We start from the raw sequence: 15,914 nt of genomic DNA on the forward strand, positions 1-15,914 counted from the left end.
CACACCACCACCCAACAGCATTTTCAACCACAAAACTGCATACGAGATGGTTGGGTGTGTGTCTGGAGTTCAGAGGTGTGCTATTCCGATCTCCCGCCTCCGGCGAGCCAGGGGCTCAGACGGCGATCAGCGCCTCCAGGGGGGCGCCGGCGAGGGACGGGGCGAGGCGGGCGCGCCCGCCGAGGAAGCCCAGCTCCAGCAGGACCGCGAGGCCCGCGACCTCGGCCCCGGTCCGGCGGATCAGCTCCATGGACGCCTCGGCCGTGCCGCCGGTGGCGAGCACGTCGTCGATGACCAGGACCCGGTCGCCGGCCGAGAAGGCGTCCTGGTGGACCTCGATCTCGGCGGTGCCGTACTCCAGCTCGTACGCCTGTCCCAGCGTGGCGCCGGGCAGCTTGCCCGCCTTGCGGACGGGCACGAACCCGAGCCCGGCGCGGGCGGCGGCCGGGGCGGCGAGGATGAACCCGCGCGCCTCGAGGCCGACGACCTTGTCGGCGCCGTGCCGGGCGCAGAGCCCGGCCAGTGCGTCGATCAGCGCGTTGAACGCCGCGGGGTCGGCCAGCAGCGGGGTGATGTCCTTGAACACCACACCCGGCCTCGGGTGGTCGGGCACGTCCCGGATGCGGCTGAGCAGCAGGCTGCGCAGCCCCTCCGGGGTGGCGTCCGTCGTGGTCATCGGCTGTGTTCCTCGGTGCTTCGTCGCTGTGTCTCGTCCGCCGTCCGCGCCGTCCTCAGCGGCGCTTGCCGGAGGGACGGTTGCGGCCGCGGTTGTTGCGGGCCGGCTGGGTGCGCTGGCTGCCGACGACGGCGCCCGCGTGGGCGTCCTCCTCCGGCTCGCCGTCCGCGTCCTCGGGGGACGCGTCCTGCGCCTCGTCCGCGGCGTCGCCGCCGCGGCGGGCGTCGGCGGCGCGCTTGGCGAGCACGCGCTTGCGCAGCGCCTTCATCTGCGGGTCGCGCTCCTTGAGGTCCGCGACCAGCGGGGTCGCGATGAAGATCGAGGAGTACGCACCGGCGGTGAGGCCGACGAAGAGCGACAGGGCGATGTCGTTGAGCATGCCCGCGCCGAGCAGGCCGCCACCGACGAAGAGCAGGCCGCCGACCGGCAGCAGCGCCACGACCGTGGTGTTGATCGAACGCACCAGGGTCTGGTTGAGGCTGCGGTTGGCCAGCTCGCTGTAGGTGTAGCGGTTCTGCTTGGTGATGTCCTTGGTGGACTCCTTCAGACCGTCGAAGACGACGACGGTGTCGTAGAGGGAGTAGCCGAGGACGGTCAGCAGACCGATCACCGTGCCCGGGGTGACCTCGAAGCCCACGATCGCGTACACGCCGATGGTGATCGTGAGGTCGTGGATGAGGGCGATCAGGGCGGCCACGGCCTTGCGCCACTCGAAGGCGATCGCCAGGTAGATCGTCACCAGGACCATGAAGATCACCAGGCCCTGGAAGGCCTTCTTGGAGATCTCGTCGCCCCAGCTCGGACCGATGATCTGCGGGTCGATGTCGTTCGCCTTGACGTTGAGGTCCGTGGCGATCTCGCCCTGGATCTCCTTCGCCTCGTTGAGCGAGATGTCGCTGATCTGGATGCGGACGGCGCCGGAGCCGAGCTTCTGCACGATGGCCTGGTGGCCGCCGGTGTTGTCGGCGACCTTCTCCTGGACCTGGCTGACCGACATCTCGGTCTTCGGGGTGGTGAAGACCGCGCCGCCGGAGAACTCGATGCCGAGCTTGAGGCCGTTCACGGCGAGACCGACGATCGCCGCGATGGTGATGAGGACCGAGACCCCGTACCAGAGCTTGCGGTGACCCACGAAGTCGTAGGAAATCTCGCCTCGGTGCAGGCGGTGCCCGAGGTTGCCGAGCCGGGACATCAGGCCTCCTTGACGTCGGTACGGGCCGCGGGGCGGCGGGTGCGGCGCAGCGGGGGGTTGACGCCCAGGGCGCGCGGGTCGAGCCCGGACCAGGGGTGACCGCCGGCGTAGAACTTCTTGCGGGCCAGGATCGTCATCAGCGGCTTGGTGAAGAGGAACACCACGGCCACGTCGAGGAGCGTCGTCAGACCCAGGGTGAACGCGAAGCCCTGCACCTTGCCGACCGAGACGACGAACAGCACGGCGGCGGACAGGAACGACACGAAGTCCGAGACGAGGATCGTGCGGCGGGCGCGCGGCCAGCCGCGGGCGACGGCCGGCTGCAGGGAGCGGCCCTCGCGCAGTTCGTCACGGATGCGTTCGAAGAACACGATGAACGAGTCGGCGGTGATGCCGATGGCGACGATGGCACCGCAGACCGCCGGCAGGTTCAGCGCGAAGCCGATGGCCGGGCCGAGCAGCGTCATGATCGCGTAGGTGAGGATCGCCGAGACGATGAGGCTCAGGATCGCCACGAAGCTCAGGCCGCGGTAGTACGCGACCAGGTAGAGCACGACCAGGGCGAGGCCGACGCCGCCGGCGATGAGGCCGCCGTGCAGCTGCTCGCCACCGACCGCCGCCGACACCTTGGTGACGTCCGACTTGTCGAAGGTCAGCGGCAGCGAGCCGTAGGACAGGACGTTCGCCAGCTCCTCCGAGCTCTCCTGGGTGAAGCTGCCGTAGATCTCGGCGCTGCCGCTCAGGGTCTGGTTCACCGAGGGGGCGGAGACGACCTCGTTGTCCAGCACGATCGCGAACTGGTTGTTCGGCGGCTGCTGCTGCGAGAGCTGCGAGGTGATCTTCGAGAAGGCCTTCGAGCCGGTGCCGTCGAAGTTCAGGGTGACGACCCAGCCGTTGCCGCCCTGGGTGTCGAACTGCGCGGCGGCCTTGCTGACGTTCTTGCCGTCGACCGCGGCGGGACCGAGGGCGTACTTGGCGCCGCCGTCCTGGCTGCACGCGACGATCTTGTCGGTCGGCTTGGCCTTGAGGTTGAGGTTGGCGCGCGTCTTCGCGTCGGAGCAGTCCAGCGCGGCGAGCTTCGCCTGGAGGTCCTCGGGGATGGAGGTGTCCAGCGTGCTGCCGGGCGCCGCGTTCGCCGGGGCCGACGGGGTCGGCACGGGCGCGTTCGAGGCGGGGGCGTCCGAGGCCGGTGCGGACGGCGTCGAGGAGGCCTTCAGCGCGTCGGTGACGGCGCGGCCCTGCGTCGAGGCGCTCGCGGACGGGGTGCCGGAGACCTTGGCACCGGTCGACGCGGTCGCGGACGGCGAGGCCGGGGACGAGGGCGAGCCGGAGGGGCTGCCGCTCGGCGAGGCCGGGGTCGGCGGGGTGTTGGCCACCTCGGCGAGCACGGGCCGGAAGTAGAGCTGGGCGGTGGTGCCGACCTGCTGCTCGGCCTGCGCGGCGTTGGTGCCCTTGGGGATGTTGACGATGATGTTCCGGTCGCCCTGGATCTGGCTTTCGGCTTCCGAGACACCAAGACCGTTGACGCGCCGGTCGATGATCGACTTGGCGGTCTCCATGTTGGTCTTGTTGATCGCGCCGGCCTGGTCGCTCTTCGCCGTCAGCGTGATGCTCGTACCGCCGGCGAGGTCGATGCCCAGCCGGGGGGTGGTGTGGCCGGAGAGGAACATCCCTCCGGTGAGCGCCACGATGGCCAGCAGGATCACTGCCAGCGCCCGCCCGGGGTATCCCTGGCTCCCCGAGGGCCTACGGCCCCTCTTCGGTGCTGCCACCTTCTCGATTCTCCCTGTCCAACCGCCCTGCGACCTGCGCGCAGCGGGGCGGCACGATGAGTAGTACGAACTTGCCGACCGTGCAAAAGTACCGGGCGGGCCGTTACTTCTTGTCGGTGCCGTCCGTCTTGGGGGCGTCCTCGGTCACGGGCTCGTCGGCGGACTTGCTCAGCTGGACGGGCTCGTCGGCCTTCTCGGCCTCGTCCGCGTCCTCGGCGTCGTGCGCCTCGAGCTCCGGCTCCGGGTCGATGCCGTGGACGATGCGGTCGAACTCGGCCTGGTCGAGGACCGCGGCGATGGCGTTCTTCGCGAAGTGCGCGTGGACACCGTCGGCCAGCTCCAGCAGGACCGTGTCCTCGTTGACCTCCTTGACGACGGCGTACATGCCCCCGATCGTCCGGATGCCCGAACCGGGAGCCATCTGGTCACGCATCTGCGTGGCCTGGCGCTGCCGGTTCTTCGCGGAGCGGGTCATCAGCAGCATGACACCGATGATCAGGACGAAAGGCAGGATTTGAACCAGATTCATGGTGTCTTGACGATCCTTCGCACGGCCGCAGGGGCCTGGTCTACGGGATTGTGGGTGTCGGTCCCGGAGGCACGACGTCGGCGGAGTCTAAGCGTTCGTTCGCCGGTGGAACAACGCCAAGCATTACACCGAGGTTCCTGCGGCGGCGAGTCTCCCCGCCGTCAAGGGCCGAACAGCCCGTCTTGCCCGGGTCCGGCGCCCTGTGGCGGCACGAGTCCGAGGTGTGCCCATGCGGCGGGTGTGGCGACCCGGCCACGGGGGGTGCGCGCCAGCAGTCCCTCGCGCACCAGGAACGGCTCGGCCACCTCCTCCACCGTCTCCCGCTCCTCCCCCACGGCCACCGCCAGTGTCGACAGCCCCACCGGGCCGCCGCCGAAGAGCTTCAGCAGGGCCTGCAGCACGGCGCGGTCCAGCCGGTCCAGGCCGCGGCCGTCGACCTCGTACACGTGCAGCGCCTGCGCGGCGACCTCGCGGGTGATCACGCCGTCGGCCTTCACCTGCGCGAAGTCCCGTACGCGGCGCAGGAGTCGGTTGGCGATGCGCGGGGTGCCGCGGGAGCGTCCGGCGATCTCGGCGGCGCCCTCGGCGTCGATGCCGACGTCGAGCAGGCGCGCGGAGCGGTGGATGACCCGCTCCAGTTCGGCCGGGGCGTAGAACTCCATGTGGCCGGTGAAGCCGAAGCGGTCGCGCAGCGGCGGCGGCAGCAGACCGGCCCGGGTGGTGGCGCCGACCAGGGTGAACGGCGGGAGTTCCAGGGGGATCGCGGTGGCGCCGGGGCCCTTGCCGACGATGACGTCGACCCGGAAGTCCTCCATCGCCATGTAGAGCATCTCCTCGGCGGGCCGGGACATCCGGTGGATCTCGTCGAGGAAGAGCACCTCGCCCTCGGCCAGGGAGGAGAGGATCGCGGCCAGGTCGCCGGCGTGCTGGATGGCGGGCCCGGAGGTGATGCGGATGGGGGCGCCCATCTCCGCCGCGATGATCATCGACAGGGTGGTCTTGCCGAGCCCGGGGGCGCCGGAGAGCAGGACGTGGTCCGCGGTGCCGCCGCGCTGCCGGGCCGCCTTCAGCACCAGGTCGAGCTGCTCACGGACCCGCTCCTGGCCGACGAACTCCTCCAGCGCCTTGGGCCGTAGCGCCGCCTCGACGGCCTGGTCCTCACCGTCGGCGGCGGCGCCGACGAGACGGTCGGCGGTGGTCGGTTCGGACTCGTCGTCCCAGTTCACTTCGGTGCGCCTTACGCTCGGCGGGCTAGGTCAGCGGGCTCGGTTCAGGGTCTGCAGGGCGGCCCGCAGGAGGGCCCCGACCTGCGGATCGGCGCTCGCCTCGGCCTGCGGGGTGACGGCGGCCACGGCCTCCTCCGCCTCGCGCGGCTGGTAGCCGAGGCCGATCAGCGCGGCGTGCAGCTGCTCGCGCCACGAGGCGGGCCCGGCGGCGACCGCGGGGCGGGCGCCTCCCGCCGTGCCCACGGGGGCGCCGAGGCGGTCCTTGAGCTCGAGCAACAGCCGCTGGGCGCCCTTCTTGCCGATGCCCGGGACGGCGGTGAGGGCCTTCTCGTCACCGGTGGCGACGGCCATGCGCAGCGCGTCCGGGCTGTGCACGGCGAGCATGGCCTGGGCCAGCCGGGGGCCGACGCCACTGGCGGTCTGCAGCAGTTCGAAGACCTGGCGCTCGTCGTCGTCGGCGAAGCCGTACAGGGTGAGCGAGTCCTCGCGGACGACGAGCGAGGTGGCGAGGCGGGCCGGCTCGCCCACGCGCAGTGCGGCGAGGGTGCCCGGGGAGCACTGGACGGCCATCCCGATGCCGCCGACCTCGATCACGGCCGTGTCGGGGGCGAGGGCGGCGACCGGCCCGCTGACGAAGGCGATCATGTGCTGGGCTCCTGGGTTCGTGCTCGGGCGACGGCCTGCTGGAGGCGGTTGGTCGCGGTGCCGCGCCAGATGTGGCAGATGGCGAGCGCCAGCGCGTCCGCGGCGTCGGCGGGCTTGGGTGGGGCGTCGAGCCGCAGCAGGCGGGTGACCATGGCGCCGACCTGGGCCTTGTCGGCCCGGCCGCTGCCGGTGACGGCGGCCTTGACCTCGCTGGGGGTGTGCAGGTGGACCGGCAGCCCACGGCGGGAGGCGCACAGGATGGCGACGGCGCTGGCCTGGGCGGTGCCCATCACGGTGCGCACGTTGTGCTGGCTGAACACCCGTTCCACGGCGACCGCCTGGGGCGCGTACTCGTCCAGCCAGGCCTCTATGCCGCGCTCGACCAGCACCAGGCGGTGGCCGATGTCGGCCTCCGCGGGGGTGCGGACGACGCCGACCCCCGCCATGCGGAGCGGCTTGCCCGGCGCCCCGTCCACCACGCCGATGCCGCACCGGGTCAGCCCCGGGTCCACGCCCAGCACACGCACCGCGCCCCTCCCTCGGACAGCCGTTCAGCGGATTCCTGGAGGCTATCGGGTGCCACCGACAACGACGGCGGCCCGGTGGGGGTGTGTCCTCCCCACGGGCCGCCGTCCCGCCCTGCGTCCTTGACGGACGGATCAGGCGTCGACCTTCTCCATGACCTCGTCGGAGACGTCGAAGTTGGCGAAGACGTTCTGCACGTCGTCGCTGTCCTCGAGCGCGTCGATGAGCTTGAAGATCTTGCGGGCGCCCTCCTCGTCCAGTTCCACCTGCATGGTGGGGACGAAGTTGGCCTCCGCGGAGTCGTAGTCGATGCCCGCCTCCTGGAGCGCGGTGCGGACCGCGACCATGTCGGTGGCCTCGCTCAGCACCTCGAAGGACTCGCCGAGGTCGTTGACCTCCTCGGCGCCCGCCTCCAGGACCGCGCCGAGCACGTCGTCCTCGGAGAGCCCGGCCTTGGGGACGATCACGACGCCCTTGCGGTTGAACAGGTACGACACCGAACCCGGGTCGGCCATGGAGCCGCCGTTGCGGGTCATCGCGACGCGGACGTCGGAAGCGGCACGGTTGCGGTTGTCGGTGAGGCACTCGATGAGCACCGCGACACCGTTGGGGCCGTAGCCCTCGTACATGATCGTCTCGTAGTCGGCGCCGCCCGCCTCGAGACCGGCACCGCGCTTGACCGCGCTGTCGATGTTCTTGTTGGGCACCGAGCTCTTCTTCGCCTTCTGGATGGCGTCGAAGAGGGTCGGGTTACCGGAGATGTCGGCGCCGCCCGCACGGGCGGCCACCTCGATGTTCTTGATCAGCTTCGCGAAGAGCTTGCCGCGCTTGGCGTCGATCACGGCCTTCTTGTGCTTCGTCGTAGCCCATTTAGAGTGGCCGGACATCAGCCTGTCTCCTTCACGTCACCGATTGCTTCACGAACACTGCGATCCTACCGGGATCGCCTCACCGCGCGGCGCGCACCATGTCGACGAAGTAGCGGTGGACCCGGTGGTCGCCGGTCAGTTCGGGGTGGAACGAGGTGGCCAGCAGGTTGCCCTGCCGGACGGCGACGATCGTGCCGTCCTCGAGACGTGCCAGCGTGGCGACCCCGCTGCCGGTCGACTCGACCCAGGGTGCGCGGATGAAGACGCCCTCGACGGGGCCGCCTTCGACGCCCTCGACCTCGACCGCCGTCTCGAAGGACTCGTTCTGCCGGCCGAAGGCGTTGCGGCGCACGATCATGTCGATCCCGCCGAAGGTCTCCTGGTCGTCCCTGCCGTCGAGGATCTTGTCGGCGAGCATGATCATGCCGGCGCAGGTGCCGTAGACCGGCAGGCCCGCGCGGACGCGGTCGCGCAGCGGCTCCATCATGCCGAAGAGCGTGGCGAGCTTGGACATCGTGGTCGACTCGCCGCCCGGGACCACCAGGCCGTCCACCTCGGCCAGTTCCTCGGGGCGCCGCACGGGGCGGGCGAGGGCGTCGGCCTCGGCGAGCGCCACCAGGTGCTCGCGGACGTCGCCTTGCAGGGCGAGGACGCCGATGGTCGGGGTGCTGCTGGACACGGTGCGGGGACCTTCCGGGACGTCGGGTGGGGCAACGGGCGATGGGCAGGCCGTCGCGGGCCTGCCCATCGCGGGGGCGCGTGGCGCGTGGCGCGGGGGCGCCTACCAGCCGCGGTTGGCGTAGCGCTCGGCCTCGGGGAGGGTGTCGCAGTTGATGCCGACCATGGCCTCGCCCAGGTTGCGGGAGGCGTCCGCGATGATCTTGGGGTCGTCGTAGAAGGTGGTGGCCTTCACGATGGCGGCGGCGCGCTTGGCCGGGTCGCCGGACTTGAAGATGCCGGAGCCGACGAAGACGCCCTCCGCGCCGAGCTGGCGCATCAGCGCGGCGTCGGCCGGGGTGGCGACACCGCCGGCGGAGAACAGCACGACCGGCAGCTTGCCGAGCTCGGCGACCTCCTTGACGAGCTCGTACGGGGCGCGCAGCTCCTTGGCGGCGGCGTACAGCTCGTGGTTGTCGTAGCCGCGCAGGCGGGCGATCTCGTTCTTGATCTGGCGCAGGTGACGGACGGCCTCGACCACGTTGCCGGTGCCGGCCTCGCCCTTGGAGCGGATCATGGCCGCGCCCTCGGCGATGCGGCGCAGGGCCTCGCCCAGGTTGGTGGCGCCGCAGACGAAGGGGGTGGTGAAGGCCCACTTGTCGGAGTGGTTGACCTCGTCGGCCGGGGTGAGGACCTCGGACTCGTCGATGTAGTCGACGCCGAGCGACTGCAGGACCTGGGCCTCGACGAAGTGGCCGATGCGGGACTTGGCCATGACCGGGATCGAGACGGCCCCGATGATGCCCTCGATCATGTCCGGGTCGGACATGCGGGCCACGCCGCCGTCCTTGCGGATGTCGGCCGGGACCCGCTCCAGCGCCATGACGGCGACGGCACCCGCGTCCTCGGCGATCTTGGCCTGCTCGGGGGTGACGACGTCCATGATCACGCCGCCCTTGAGCTGCTCGGCCATGCCGCGCTTGACGCGCGCGGTGCCGGTCTCGGGGGACTCGGGGGTGCTGGGAAGCGTGGTGGACACGGGGACCTCACTCGGAGACTCAACTGCGGGGTGGTGGCAGCCGGCGGCGTTCCCCGGACCCCTCACGGCCGGCCGGCGGAACACCGATGGTTGCTCTGTGTTTCATCGTGGACCGCACCAAGTGGACCGCAAAAGGGCCAATCGCTCCTCAGTGGCCTGCCACCCCCTCGACGGTGAGGACGAGCGGCGGCTCGTCGTCCATCTCGAAGGTCACCGGCCGCGGGGCGTGTCCCGCGAGCCGGAACCAGCGCACCTTGCGGTGCGAGCGCAGCGCCCTGGCCGCGCGGACGGCGTCGTTGTGGAAGCGCCGTGCCATCGGCACCCGGCGCACGGCCTGGGTCAGCTCGTGGGTGGCCGCGTCGCCGCCGGGGGCGGCCCGTACGGCGTCGACCGCGTCGGCCTCGGCGAATACGGCGCGCAGCGCCTGGCTCAGTTCGCTCTCGGCCACCTCGCGCTGCTCGTCCTGCGCCTGCCGGGCGGAGTGCGCGGCCTCGTAGAGCACGATGCTCGCCGCCGGGTCCAGCACCCCCGCGGTGGCCAGCTCCTGCGCCACGGAGGCCCGGCGCAGCAGCTGCGCGTCCAGCGCGGCCCGGGCGGCGTCGATGCGGGCGTGCAGGCGGTCCAGCCGCCCCGCGGTCCAGCTCAGGTAGAGGCCGACGGCGACCAGCGCCACGGCGACCCAGATGAAGGTGGTCACGGACCGCAAGGCTACCGGTGCGCCCGGTACGACCCCCGGGCGCCGCCGAACTGGCGCGTAGCGCCGGGCACCGGACAGCACGGGCCGCACGGCGGGCGGTGGATTCCTGGACCGGACGGGAGAACGGCCGCGTCCGACGCGTCGCCCGGGACGAGGGCCGCTCCTGTGGTGCGGCCGCGCCGAGCACGGTCAGCGGTTTCCGGGGCAGCACGCCGGCGGTCCGGTGCCGCGTGAGGGCGCCGGGCGCGCAGGTCGCTCGACGGTTCGTGTGCCGCGGCGCCGCCGCCTATGTGACGGTCCTGGCGGCCAGGTGCCGCTCAGGCGTGGTGGCGGAGCCTTGTGGGGTGCCCGGGTCCGCTCGCGAGCCTCCGCCCGGACATCGGGCCACCGGAACGTCGCACGTGCACCTGCCGCGCTACGGACGCCCGGGGCGCCGCGGCACCGCCACCGGCCACTGCCGCCAACCGCCGGACCCGTGCACCGGCCGCACCAGGATCACCGCGTCAGGCGCGCACCAGGGGGACCACGCACCGTGGGCCTACCGCCGGGCGACCGGTGTGCGCCCGCCACACCCCTCAGGCGCCCCAGCCAGGCGCTGACGGGGACCGCCGCCACCCCCGCCGGGGGGCGTCAGTCGCGGGCGAAGCCGAAGCGGGCGCGCAGGCCGACGCGTTCGTCGGCGGCGACGGAGGCGGCGGCGCCGGCCGTGACCGTCTCGTACACGGCGAGGATGTCGGCGGCCACGACCGACCAGTCGAAGCGCCGCACGTGCCGGGAGCCCAGCTCGCGCAGTTGCGCGCGGCGCTCGGCGTCGCCCAGCAGGCGCACGGCGGAGGCCGCCAGCGCGTCCGGGTCCTCGTTGGGGAAGAGTTCGCCGGCCGCGCCTCCGTCCAGCACCTGGCGGAAGGCGTCCAGGTCGCTGGCGAGCACCGGCGCGCCGGCCGACATGGCCTCGACGAGGATGATCCCGAAGCTCTCGCCGCCGGTGTTGGGCGCCACGTACAGGTCGACGCTGCGCAGCAGACGCGCCTTGTCCTCGTCGCTGACCATGCCGAGGAACTCGACCCGGTCGCGCATCTGCGCGGGCAGGTCCTCGACGGCCTCGGCCTCGTCGCCGCGCCCGGCGACCAGCAGCCGGGTGCGCGGCCGCTCGGCGAGGATCTTCGGCAGGGCCCTCATCAGCACGGGCAGGCCCTTGCGGGGCTCGTCGATCCGCCCGATGAAGCCGATGGTCCGCTCCCCCTCCGCACCGGGGTCGCCGCCGCCCTGCCACTCCGTCTTGGGCTCGGCGTCGGCGAAGAAGCCCACGTCGACGCCGTTCGGGATGACGACGGCGTCACCGCCCAGGTGCTCGACGAGGGTGCGCCGGGCGTACTCGCTGACCGCGATCCGGGCGCTGATCTTCTCCAGCGCCGCCTGCAGGATCGGGTACGCGGCGATCATCGCGCGGGAGCGGGGGTTGGAGGTGTGGAAGGTGGCCACGATCGGCCCCTGCGCCGCCCAGCAGGTCAGCAGCCCGAGGGAGGGCGAGGAGGGCTCGTGGACGTGGATGACGTCGAAGGCGCCCTCGTGGAGCCAGCGGCGCACCCGCGCCGCCGACAGGAAGCCGAAGTTGAGCCGCGCGACCGAGCCGTTGTACGGCACGGGGACGGCGCGTCCGGAGGAGACGACGTACGGCGGCAGCGGGGTGTCGTCGTCGGCGGGCGCCAGGACGGAGACCTCGTGGCCGAGCGCGATGAGGTGCTCGGCGAGGTCGCGGATGTGGAACTGGACGCCGCCGGGGACGTCCCACGAGTACGGGCTGACGATCCCGATCCTCAAGGCTTCTCCGTTCCGGAGCGGTCGGTGGGGTCGCCGGACACCGGGGAGGACGCCGTGCCCGGGCCCCCGGGTTGCCCGGCCGGGGCGTCCGCCCGCGGTTCGAGGTCGGCGAGCCACAGCCGCTGCAGCATGTGCCAGTCCTCGGGGTGCTCGGCGATGCCGGCGGCGAAGACGTCCGCCAGGCGCTGCGTCATGGCGGCGGTGCGCTCCGCCCGCGTGCCGCCCCCGGGCACCTCGATCGGGGCGTGCACCTGGCCCTGGAGGTTGGGCGAGTCGTCGTACCACAGGGTGACCGGCAGCAGCAGCGCGCCGGTCTGCTGCGCGAGGAGGGCGGGTCCCGCGGGCATGCGGGTGGCCTCGCCGAAGAAGTCCACCTCGACGCCGGAGGACGACAGGTCGCGGTCGGCGACCAGGCACACCAGGCCGCCGCCGCGCAGCCGCCGGGCCAGCGCGCCGAAGGCGGCGCCGCCGGTGTGCGGCAGCACCTCCATGCCGAGGCCCTCGCGGTAGGCCACGAAGCGGTCGTACAGGGTCTCGGGCTTCAGCCGCTCGGCGACGGTGGCGAAGGGCACCCCGAGGCTGGTGGTCACCCAGGCGCCGGCGAGGTCCCAGTTGGCCATGTGCGGCAGGGCGAGGACGACACCGCGGCCGGAGGCAAGGCCCTCCTCGAGGTGGTGCAGGTCCTTGCAGTCGAACGAGGTGCGGATGCGTTCCTCGCTCCAGGCCGGCAGCCGGAAGGACTCCATCCAGTAGCGCAGGTAGGAGCGCATGCCGGCCTTCGACAGCTCGCGCAGCCGCGTCCCGTCGGCGTCGGGCACGACCCTGGCCAGGTTGGACTCCAGGCGCTGCACGCCCTTGCCGCGGCGGTTCCAGGCGAGGTCGGCGACGGAGCGGCCGAGCCGTGCCGCGGCGGGCTCCGGCAGCCGCTTGACCGCGCCCCAGCCCAGTCCGTACAGCGCGTCGGTCAGCCGGTCCTTCACGCCCTGCCGCTCCCTTCGTGCGCCGCCGCGTCGGCCTCGAAGGCCTCGCGGCGCACGGTGATCACCCGCTGCACCAGCGTCACCAGGCTGCCGACGGCCACGATCCACAGGGCGATCGGCAGCAGCCACTGGATGCCGGGCACCCCGAACTTGTGGAGCCCGGCGAAACCGCAGGCCACCAGTGAGATGACCAGTCGCTCGGCCCGCTCGACCAGGCCGTTGACGGCCACCGGCAGTCCGATGCTCTCACCGCGGGCCTTGGTGTACGAGACCACCTGGCCGCTGGCGAGGCAGAAGATCGTCACCGCGCACAGCACGAGGTCGTCGCCGCCCCCGGCGTACCAGAGCGCCAGCCCGCCGAAGATCGCCGCGTCGGCGACCCGGTCCAGGGTGGAGTCGAGGAAGGCGCCCCAGCGGCTGGAGACGCCGGCCTGGCGGGCCATGTTGCCGTCGACCAGGTCGGAGAAGACGAAGAGGGTGATGACGACCGTGCCCCAGAAGAACTCGCCCCTGGGGTAGAAGACCAGCGCTCCCGCGACCACGCCTCCCGTGCCGATCAGCGTGACCGTGTCGGGGCTGACGCCCCGGCGCAGCAGGAACGCGGCGAACGGTGTGAGGACACGCGTGAAGAAAGCACGCGCGTACTTGTTCAGCATGGCCTTCCCGGAGGGGTTCGGTGGGTGCCCCGGCGCGGCCCCGTCGGCCGCCCGGCTGGCCCATCGTAGCCAGGAGCGTTCCGGCGCAGCTCCGTGGCTCCCGTCCTACCGCGGCACGTACGACGTATGGACGCACCGTGACGGTCGTGGGAAGGTCGAATTACCGCGGGCGTCACATGCAGACCGCCCCTGGCGGGTGGTCTCCCGTGGCGCCAGTCCCCATGCCGTGACGGACCGGGAGGCGAGGCACATGGGCGACAGGAGAGATGCAGGTCCGGGAGCCGCCGGAAGGGCATTGGCGGCCGGCCGGCCCGAGGACGTGCGCAACGTGGTGCTGGTCGGCCACAGTGGCTCCGGGAAGACGACGCTGGTCGAGGCGCTCGCCCTGGCGACCGGGGCGGTGAACCGCGCCGGGCACGTGGCCGACGGCGGGACCGTCTCCGACCACGACGAGATCGAGCACCGTCAGCAACGCTCGGTACAGCTCTCGCTGGTACCGGTGGAGTGGGACGGGATCAAGGTCAACCTGCTGGACACCCCCGGGTACGCCGACTTCGTGGGGGAGCTCAGGGCCGGTCTGCGGGCCGCGGACGCGGCCCTCTTCGTCGTCTCGGCGGCGGACGGCGTCGACGGCGCGACCCGGATGGTCTGGGAGGAGTGCGCGGCGGTCGGCATGCCGCGCGCGGTCGTCGTCACGCACCTGGAGGCGGCCCGGGCCGACTTCGACGAGATGACCGAGACCTGCCGCGAGGCCTTCGGCGGCGACTCCCCCGACACGGTGCTGCCGCTGTACCTCCCGCTGCACGGCGAGGAGAGCGCGGACGGCCACGCTCCCGTGACCGGGCTCATCGGCCTGCTGTCGCAGCGGGTCTACGACTACTCCTCCGGCAAGCGCGAGGATCGCCCGCCGGACGAGGGGCAGCTGCCGGAGCTGGACGACGCGCGCGCCCGGCTCATCGAGGGGATCATCGCCGAGAGCGAGGACGAGACCCTCATGGACCGCTATCTGAGCGGCGAGGAACTCGACCTCAAGACGCTGGTCCAGGACCTGGAGCGCGCCGTGGCGCGCGGCTCCTTCCACCCCGTGCTGGCCGCCGCGCCGGCCGCCGAGGGCTGCCGGCAGGGCATCGGCACCGTGGAGCTGCTGGAACTGATCACCGGCGGCTTCCCCACACCGCTGGAACGCGAGGTCCCGCAGGTCACCACCCCCCAGGGCACCTCGCACGCACAGCTCACCTGCGACCCGGACGGGCCGCTGGCCGCCGAGGTCGTGAAGACCTCCTCCGACCCGTACGTGGGGCGGATCAGCCTCGTACGGGTCTTCTCCGGCACCCTGCGCCCCGACGAGACGGTCCACGTCTCGGGCCACGGGCTGGAGGACCGCGGCCACGAGGACCACGACGTCGACGAGCGCGTCGGCGCCCTGTCCTCGCCCTTCGGCAAGCAGCAGCGGACGGTGCCGCACTGCGTCGCGGGCGACCTGGCCTGCGTCGCCAAGCTGACCCGCGCGGAGACCGGCGACACCCTCTCCGCCAAGGACGACCCGCTGCTCATGGAGCCCTGGCTGATGCCGGACCCCCTGCTGCCGGTCGCGATCCAGGCGCACAGCAAGGCCGACGAGGACAAGCTGTCCGTCGGCCTGTCCCGGCTCGTCGCCGAGGACCCCACGATGCGGCTGGAGCAGAACCCCGACACCCGGCAGGTCGTGCTGTGGTGCCTGGGCGAGGCCCACATGGACGTGGCGCTGGAGCGGCTGCGCACGCGGTACGGCGTGCAGGTCGACGCGGTGCCGCACAAGGTGGCGCTGCGCGAGACCTTCGGCGAGAGGTCGACGGCGCGCGGACGGCACGTCAAACAGTCGGGCGGGCACGGCCAGTACGCCATCTGCGACATCGAGGTCGAGCCGCTGCCGGTGGGCTCCGGCATCGAGTTCGTCGACAAGGTCGTCGGCGGCGCGGTACCACGGCAGTTCATCCCCTCGGTGGAGAAGGGCGTGCGCACCCAGGCCGCCAGGGGCGTGGCCCTGGGCTTCCCGGTCGAGGACATCCGCATCACCCTGGTCGACGGCAAGGCGCACTCGGTGGACTCCTCCGACGCCGCCTTCCAGACGGCGGGCGCGCTCGCCCTGCGCGAGGCGGCCACGCAGTGCCGCATCCACCTGCTGGAACCGGTCAGCGAGATCCGGGTGATGGTGCCGGACGAGTACGTCGGCCCGGTCATGAGCGACCTGTCCGGGCGCCGCGGCCGGGTGCTGGGCACCGAACCGGTCGGCCTGGGACGCACATTGGTGCGGGCCGAGGTACCGGAGATCGAGATCGGGCGCTACGCGGTCGACCTGCGGTCGCTGTCGCACGGCACCGGACGGTACGGCCGCAGCTACGCCCGGCACGAGCCGATGCCGCCGCAGCTGGCGCAGAAGCTGAGGGAGCAGCACGCGCAGGAGTCCGGCAAGTAACCCCCGCACGGGGGAGGTTGACGGCCCGGCGGACGATCTTCTTCCGCCGGGCCGATGACGCACGTCACACGCCCCGTATACGCTGGGTGGGCGGCGTCGCAGGTGTGCCGGTGCCGCGGCCGGGGAAAGGGCCGGGCGGGTTCACTTCCGCGCGGGCGGGGACCAGAAGGGGGCG

Annotated in this window: 15 protein-coding genes; 1 reads left to right on the top strand and 14 read right to left on the bottom strand. The window is 72.3% G+C overall.

What is annotated here, in order from left to right; all coding sequences use genetic code 11:
- Nucleotides 1-115: 115 nt before the first annotated feature.
- The 14 genes from ABZ479_RS23890 to pgsA all read right to left on the bottom strand — a co-directional run bounded on the left by ABZ479_RS23890 (nt 116) and on the right by pgsA (nt 13,284).
- Nucleotides 116-676 carry an adenine phosphoribosyltransferase gene (locus ABZ479_RS23890; protein WP_499603368.1) on the bottom strand — a complete coding sequence of 187 codons (561 nt, stop codon included), beginning with the start codon at nt 674-676 and terminating at the stop codon, nt 116-118.
- Nucleotides 677-731: 55 nt separating this feature from the next.
- Nucleotides 732-1,868, bottom strand: coding sequence for a protein translocase subunit SecF (gene secF, locus ABZ479_RS23895; RefSeq protein ID WP_500463479.1), 1,137 nt, complete (start codon nt 1,866-1,868; stop codon nt 732-734).
- The gene (gene secD / locus ABZ479_RS23900; RefSeq protein WP_500463480.1) at nt 1,868-3,640 is read right to left on the bottom strand and encodes a protein translocase subunit SecD; all 1,773 of its coding nucleotides are present in this window, start codon (nt 3,638-3,640) and stop codon (nt 1,868-1,870) included. Before secD ends, secF begins: the two co-directional genes overlap by 1 nt.
- A gap of 103 nt (nt 3,641-3,743) precedes the next feature.
- Complete coding sequence (yajC, locus tag ABZ479_RS23905) at nt 3,744-4,169, bottom strand: preprotein translocase subunit YajC (RefSeq protein ID WP_500463481.1); 426 nt, start codon at nt 4,167-4,169, stop codon at nt 3,744-3,746.
- A gap of 161 nt (nt 4,170-4,330) precedes the next feature.
- Nucleotides 4,331-5,395 (bottom strand): Holliday junction branch migration DNA helicase RuvB, encoded by a 1,065-nt coding sequence (ruvB, locus tag ABZ479_RS23910; RefSeq protein WP_500463482.1) that lies wholly within the window; start codon nt 5,393-5,395, stop codon nt 4,331-4,333.
- 30 nt (nt 5,396-5,425) lie between these two features.
- Nucleotides 5,426-6,040, bottom strand: a complete 615-nt coding sequence (gene ruvA, locus ABZ479_RS23915; RefSeq protein ID WP_500463483.1) for a Holliday junction branch migration protein RuvA — start codon at nt 6,038-6,040, stop codon at nt 5,426-5,428.
- Complete coding sequence (gene ruvC, locus ABZ479_RS23920) at nt 6,037-6,567, bottom strand: crossover junction endodeoxyribonuclease RuvC (protein WP_499603374.1); 531 nt, start codon at nt 6,565-6,567, stop codon at nt 6,037-6,039. Before ruvC ends, ruvA begins: the two co-directional genes overlap by 4 nt.
- Before the next feature lie 132 nt (nt 6,568-6,699).
- Nucleotides 6,700-7,452 carry a YebC/PmpR family DNA-binding transcriptional regulator gene (locus tag ABZ479_RS23925; RefSeq protein WP_500463484.1) on the bottom strand — a complete coding sequence of 251 codons (753 nt, stop codon included), beginning with the start codon at nt 7,450-7,452 and terminating at the stop codon, nt 6,700-6,702.
- 61 nt (nt 7,453-7,513) lie between these two features.
- A complete protein-coding gene (pdxT, locus tag ABZ479_RS23930) occupies nt 7,514-8,113 on the bottom strand; it encodes a pyridoxal 5'-phosphate synthase glutaminase subunit PdxT (RefSeq protein WP_499603376.1) in 600 nt (199 codons plus the stop codon).
- A 102-nt stretch (nt 8,114-8,215) separates the two neighbouring features.
- The gene (pdxS, locus tag ABZ479_RS23935; protein WP_500463485.1) at nt 8,216-9,130 is read right to left on the bottom strand and encodes a pyridoxal 5'-phosphate synthase lyase subunit PdxS; all 915 of its coding nucleotides are present in this window, start codon (nt 9,128-9,130) and stop codon (nt 8,216-8,218) included.
- Nucleotides 9,131-9,278: 148 nt separating this feature from the next.
- Nucleotides 9,279-9,827 carry a LemA family protein gene (locus ABZ479_RS23940; protein WP_499603378.1) on the bottom strand — a complete coding sequence of 183 codons (549 nt, stop codon included), beginning with the start codon at nt 9,825-9,827 and terminating at the stop codon, nt 9,279-9,281.
- Nucleotides 9,828-10,457: 630 nt separating this feature from the next.
- The gene (locus tag ABZ479_RS23945; protein WP_500463486.1) at nt 10,458-11,648 is read right to left on the bottom strand and encodes a glycosyltransferase family 4 protein; all 1,191 of its coding nucleotides are present in this window, start codon (nt 11,646-11,648) and stop codon (nt 10,458-10,460) included.
- Complete coding sequence (locus ABZ479_RS23950; RefSeq protein WP_500463487.1) at nt 11,645-12,628, bottom strand: phosphatidylinositol mannoside acyltransferase; 984 nt, start codon at nt 12,626-12,628, stop codon at nt 11,645-11,647. The genes ABZ479_RS23945 and ABZ479_RS23950 overlap by 4 nt, the downstream gene beginning before the upstream one ends.
- Complete coding sequence (gene pgsA / locus ABZ479_RS23955) at nt 12,625-13,284, bottom strand: phosphatidylinositol phosphate synthase (RefSeq protein ID WP_499510809.1); 660 nt, start codon at nt 13,282-13,284, stop codon at nt 12,625-12,627. The genes ABZ479_RS23950 and pgsA overlap by 4 nt, the downstream gene beginning before the upstream one ends.
- A 250-nt stretch (nt 13,285-13,534) precedes the next feature.
- Between pgsA and ABZ479_RS23960 the strand changes: the two genes are divergently transcribed.
- The gene (locus ABZ479_RS23960; RefSeq protein WP_500463488.1) at nt 13,535-15,739 is read left to right on the top strand and encodes an elongation factor G-like protein EF-G2; all 2,205 of its coding nucleotides are present in this window, start codon (nt 13,535-13,537) and stop codon (nt 15,737-15,739) included.
- Nucleotides 15,740-15,914 lie beyond the last annotated feature (175 nt).

The organism is Streptomyces sp. NPDC005722, from assembly GCF_040630935.1.
Lineage (GTDB): Bacteria > Actinomycetota > Actinomycetes > Streptomycetales > Streptomycetaceae > Actinacidiphila.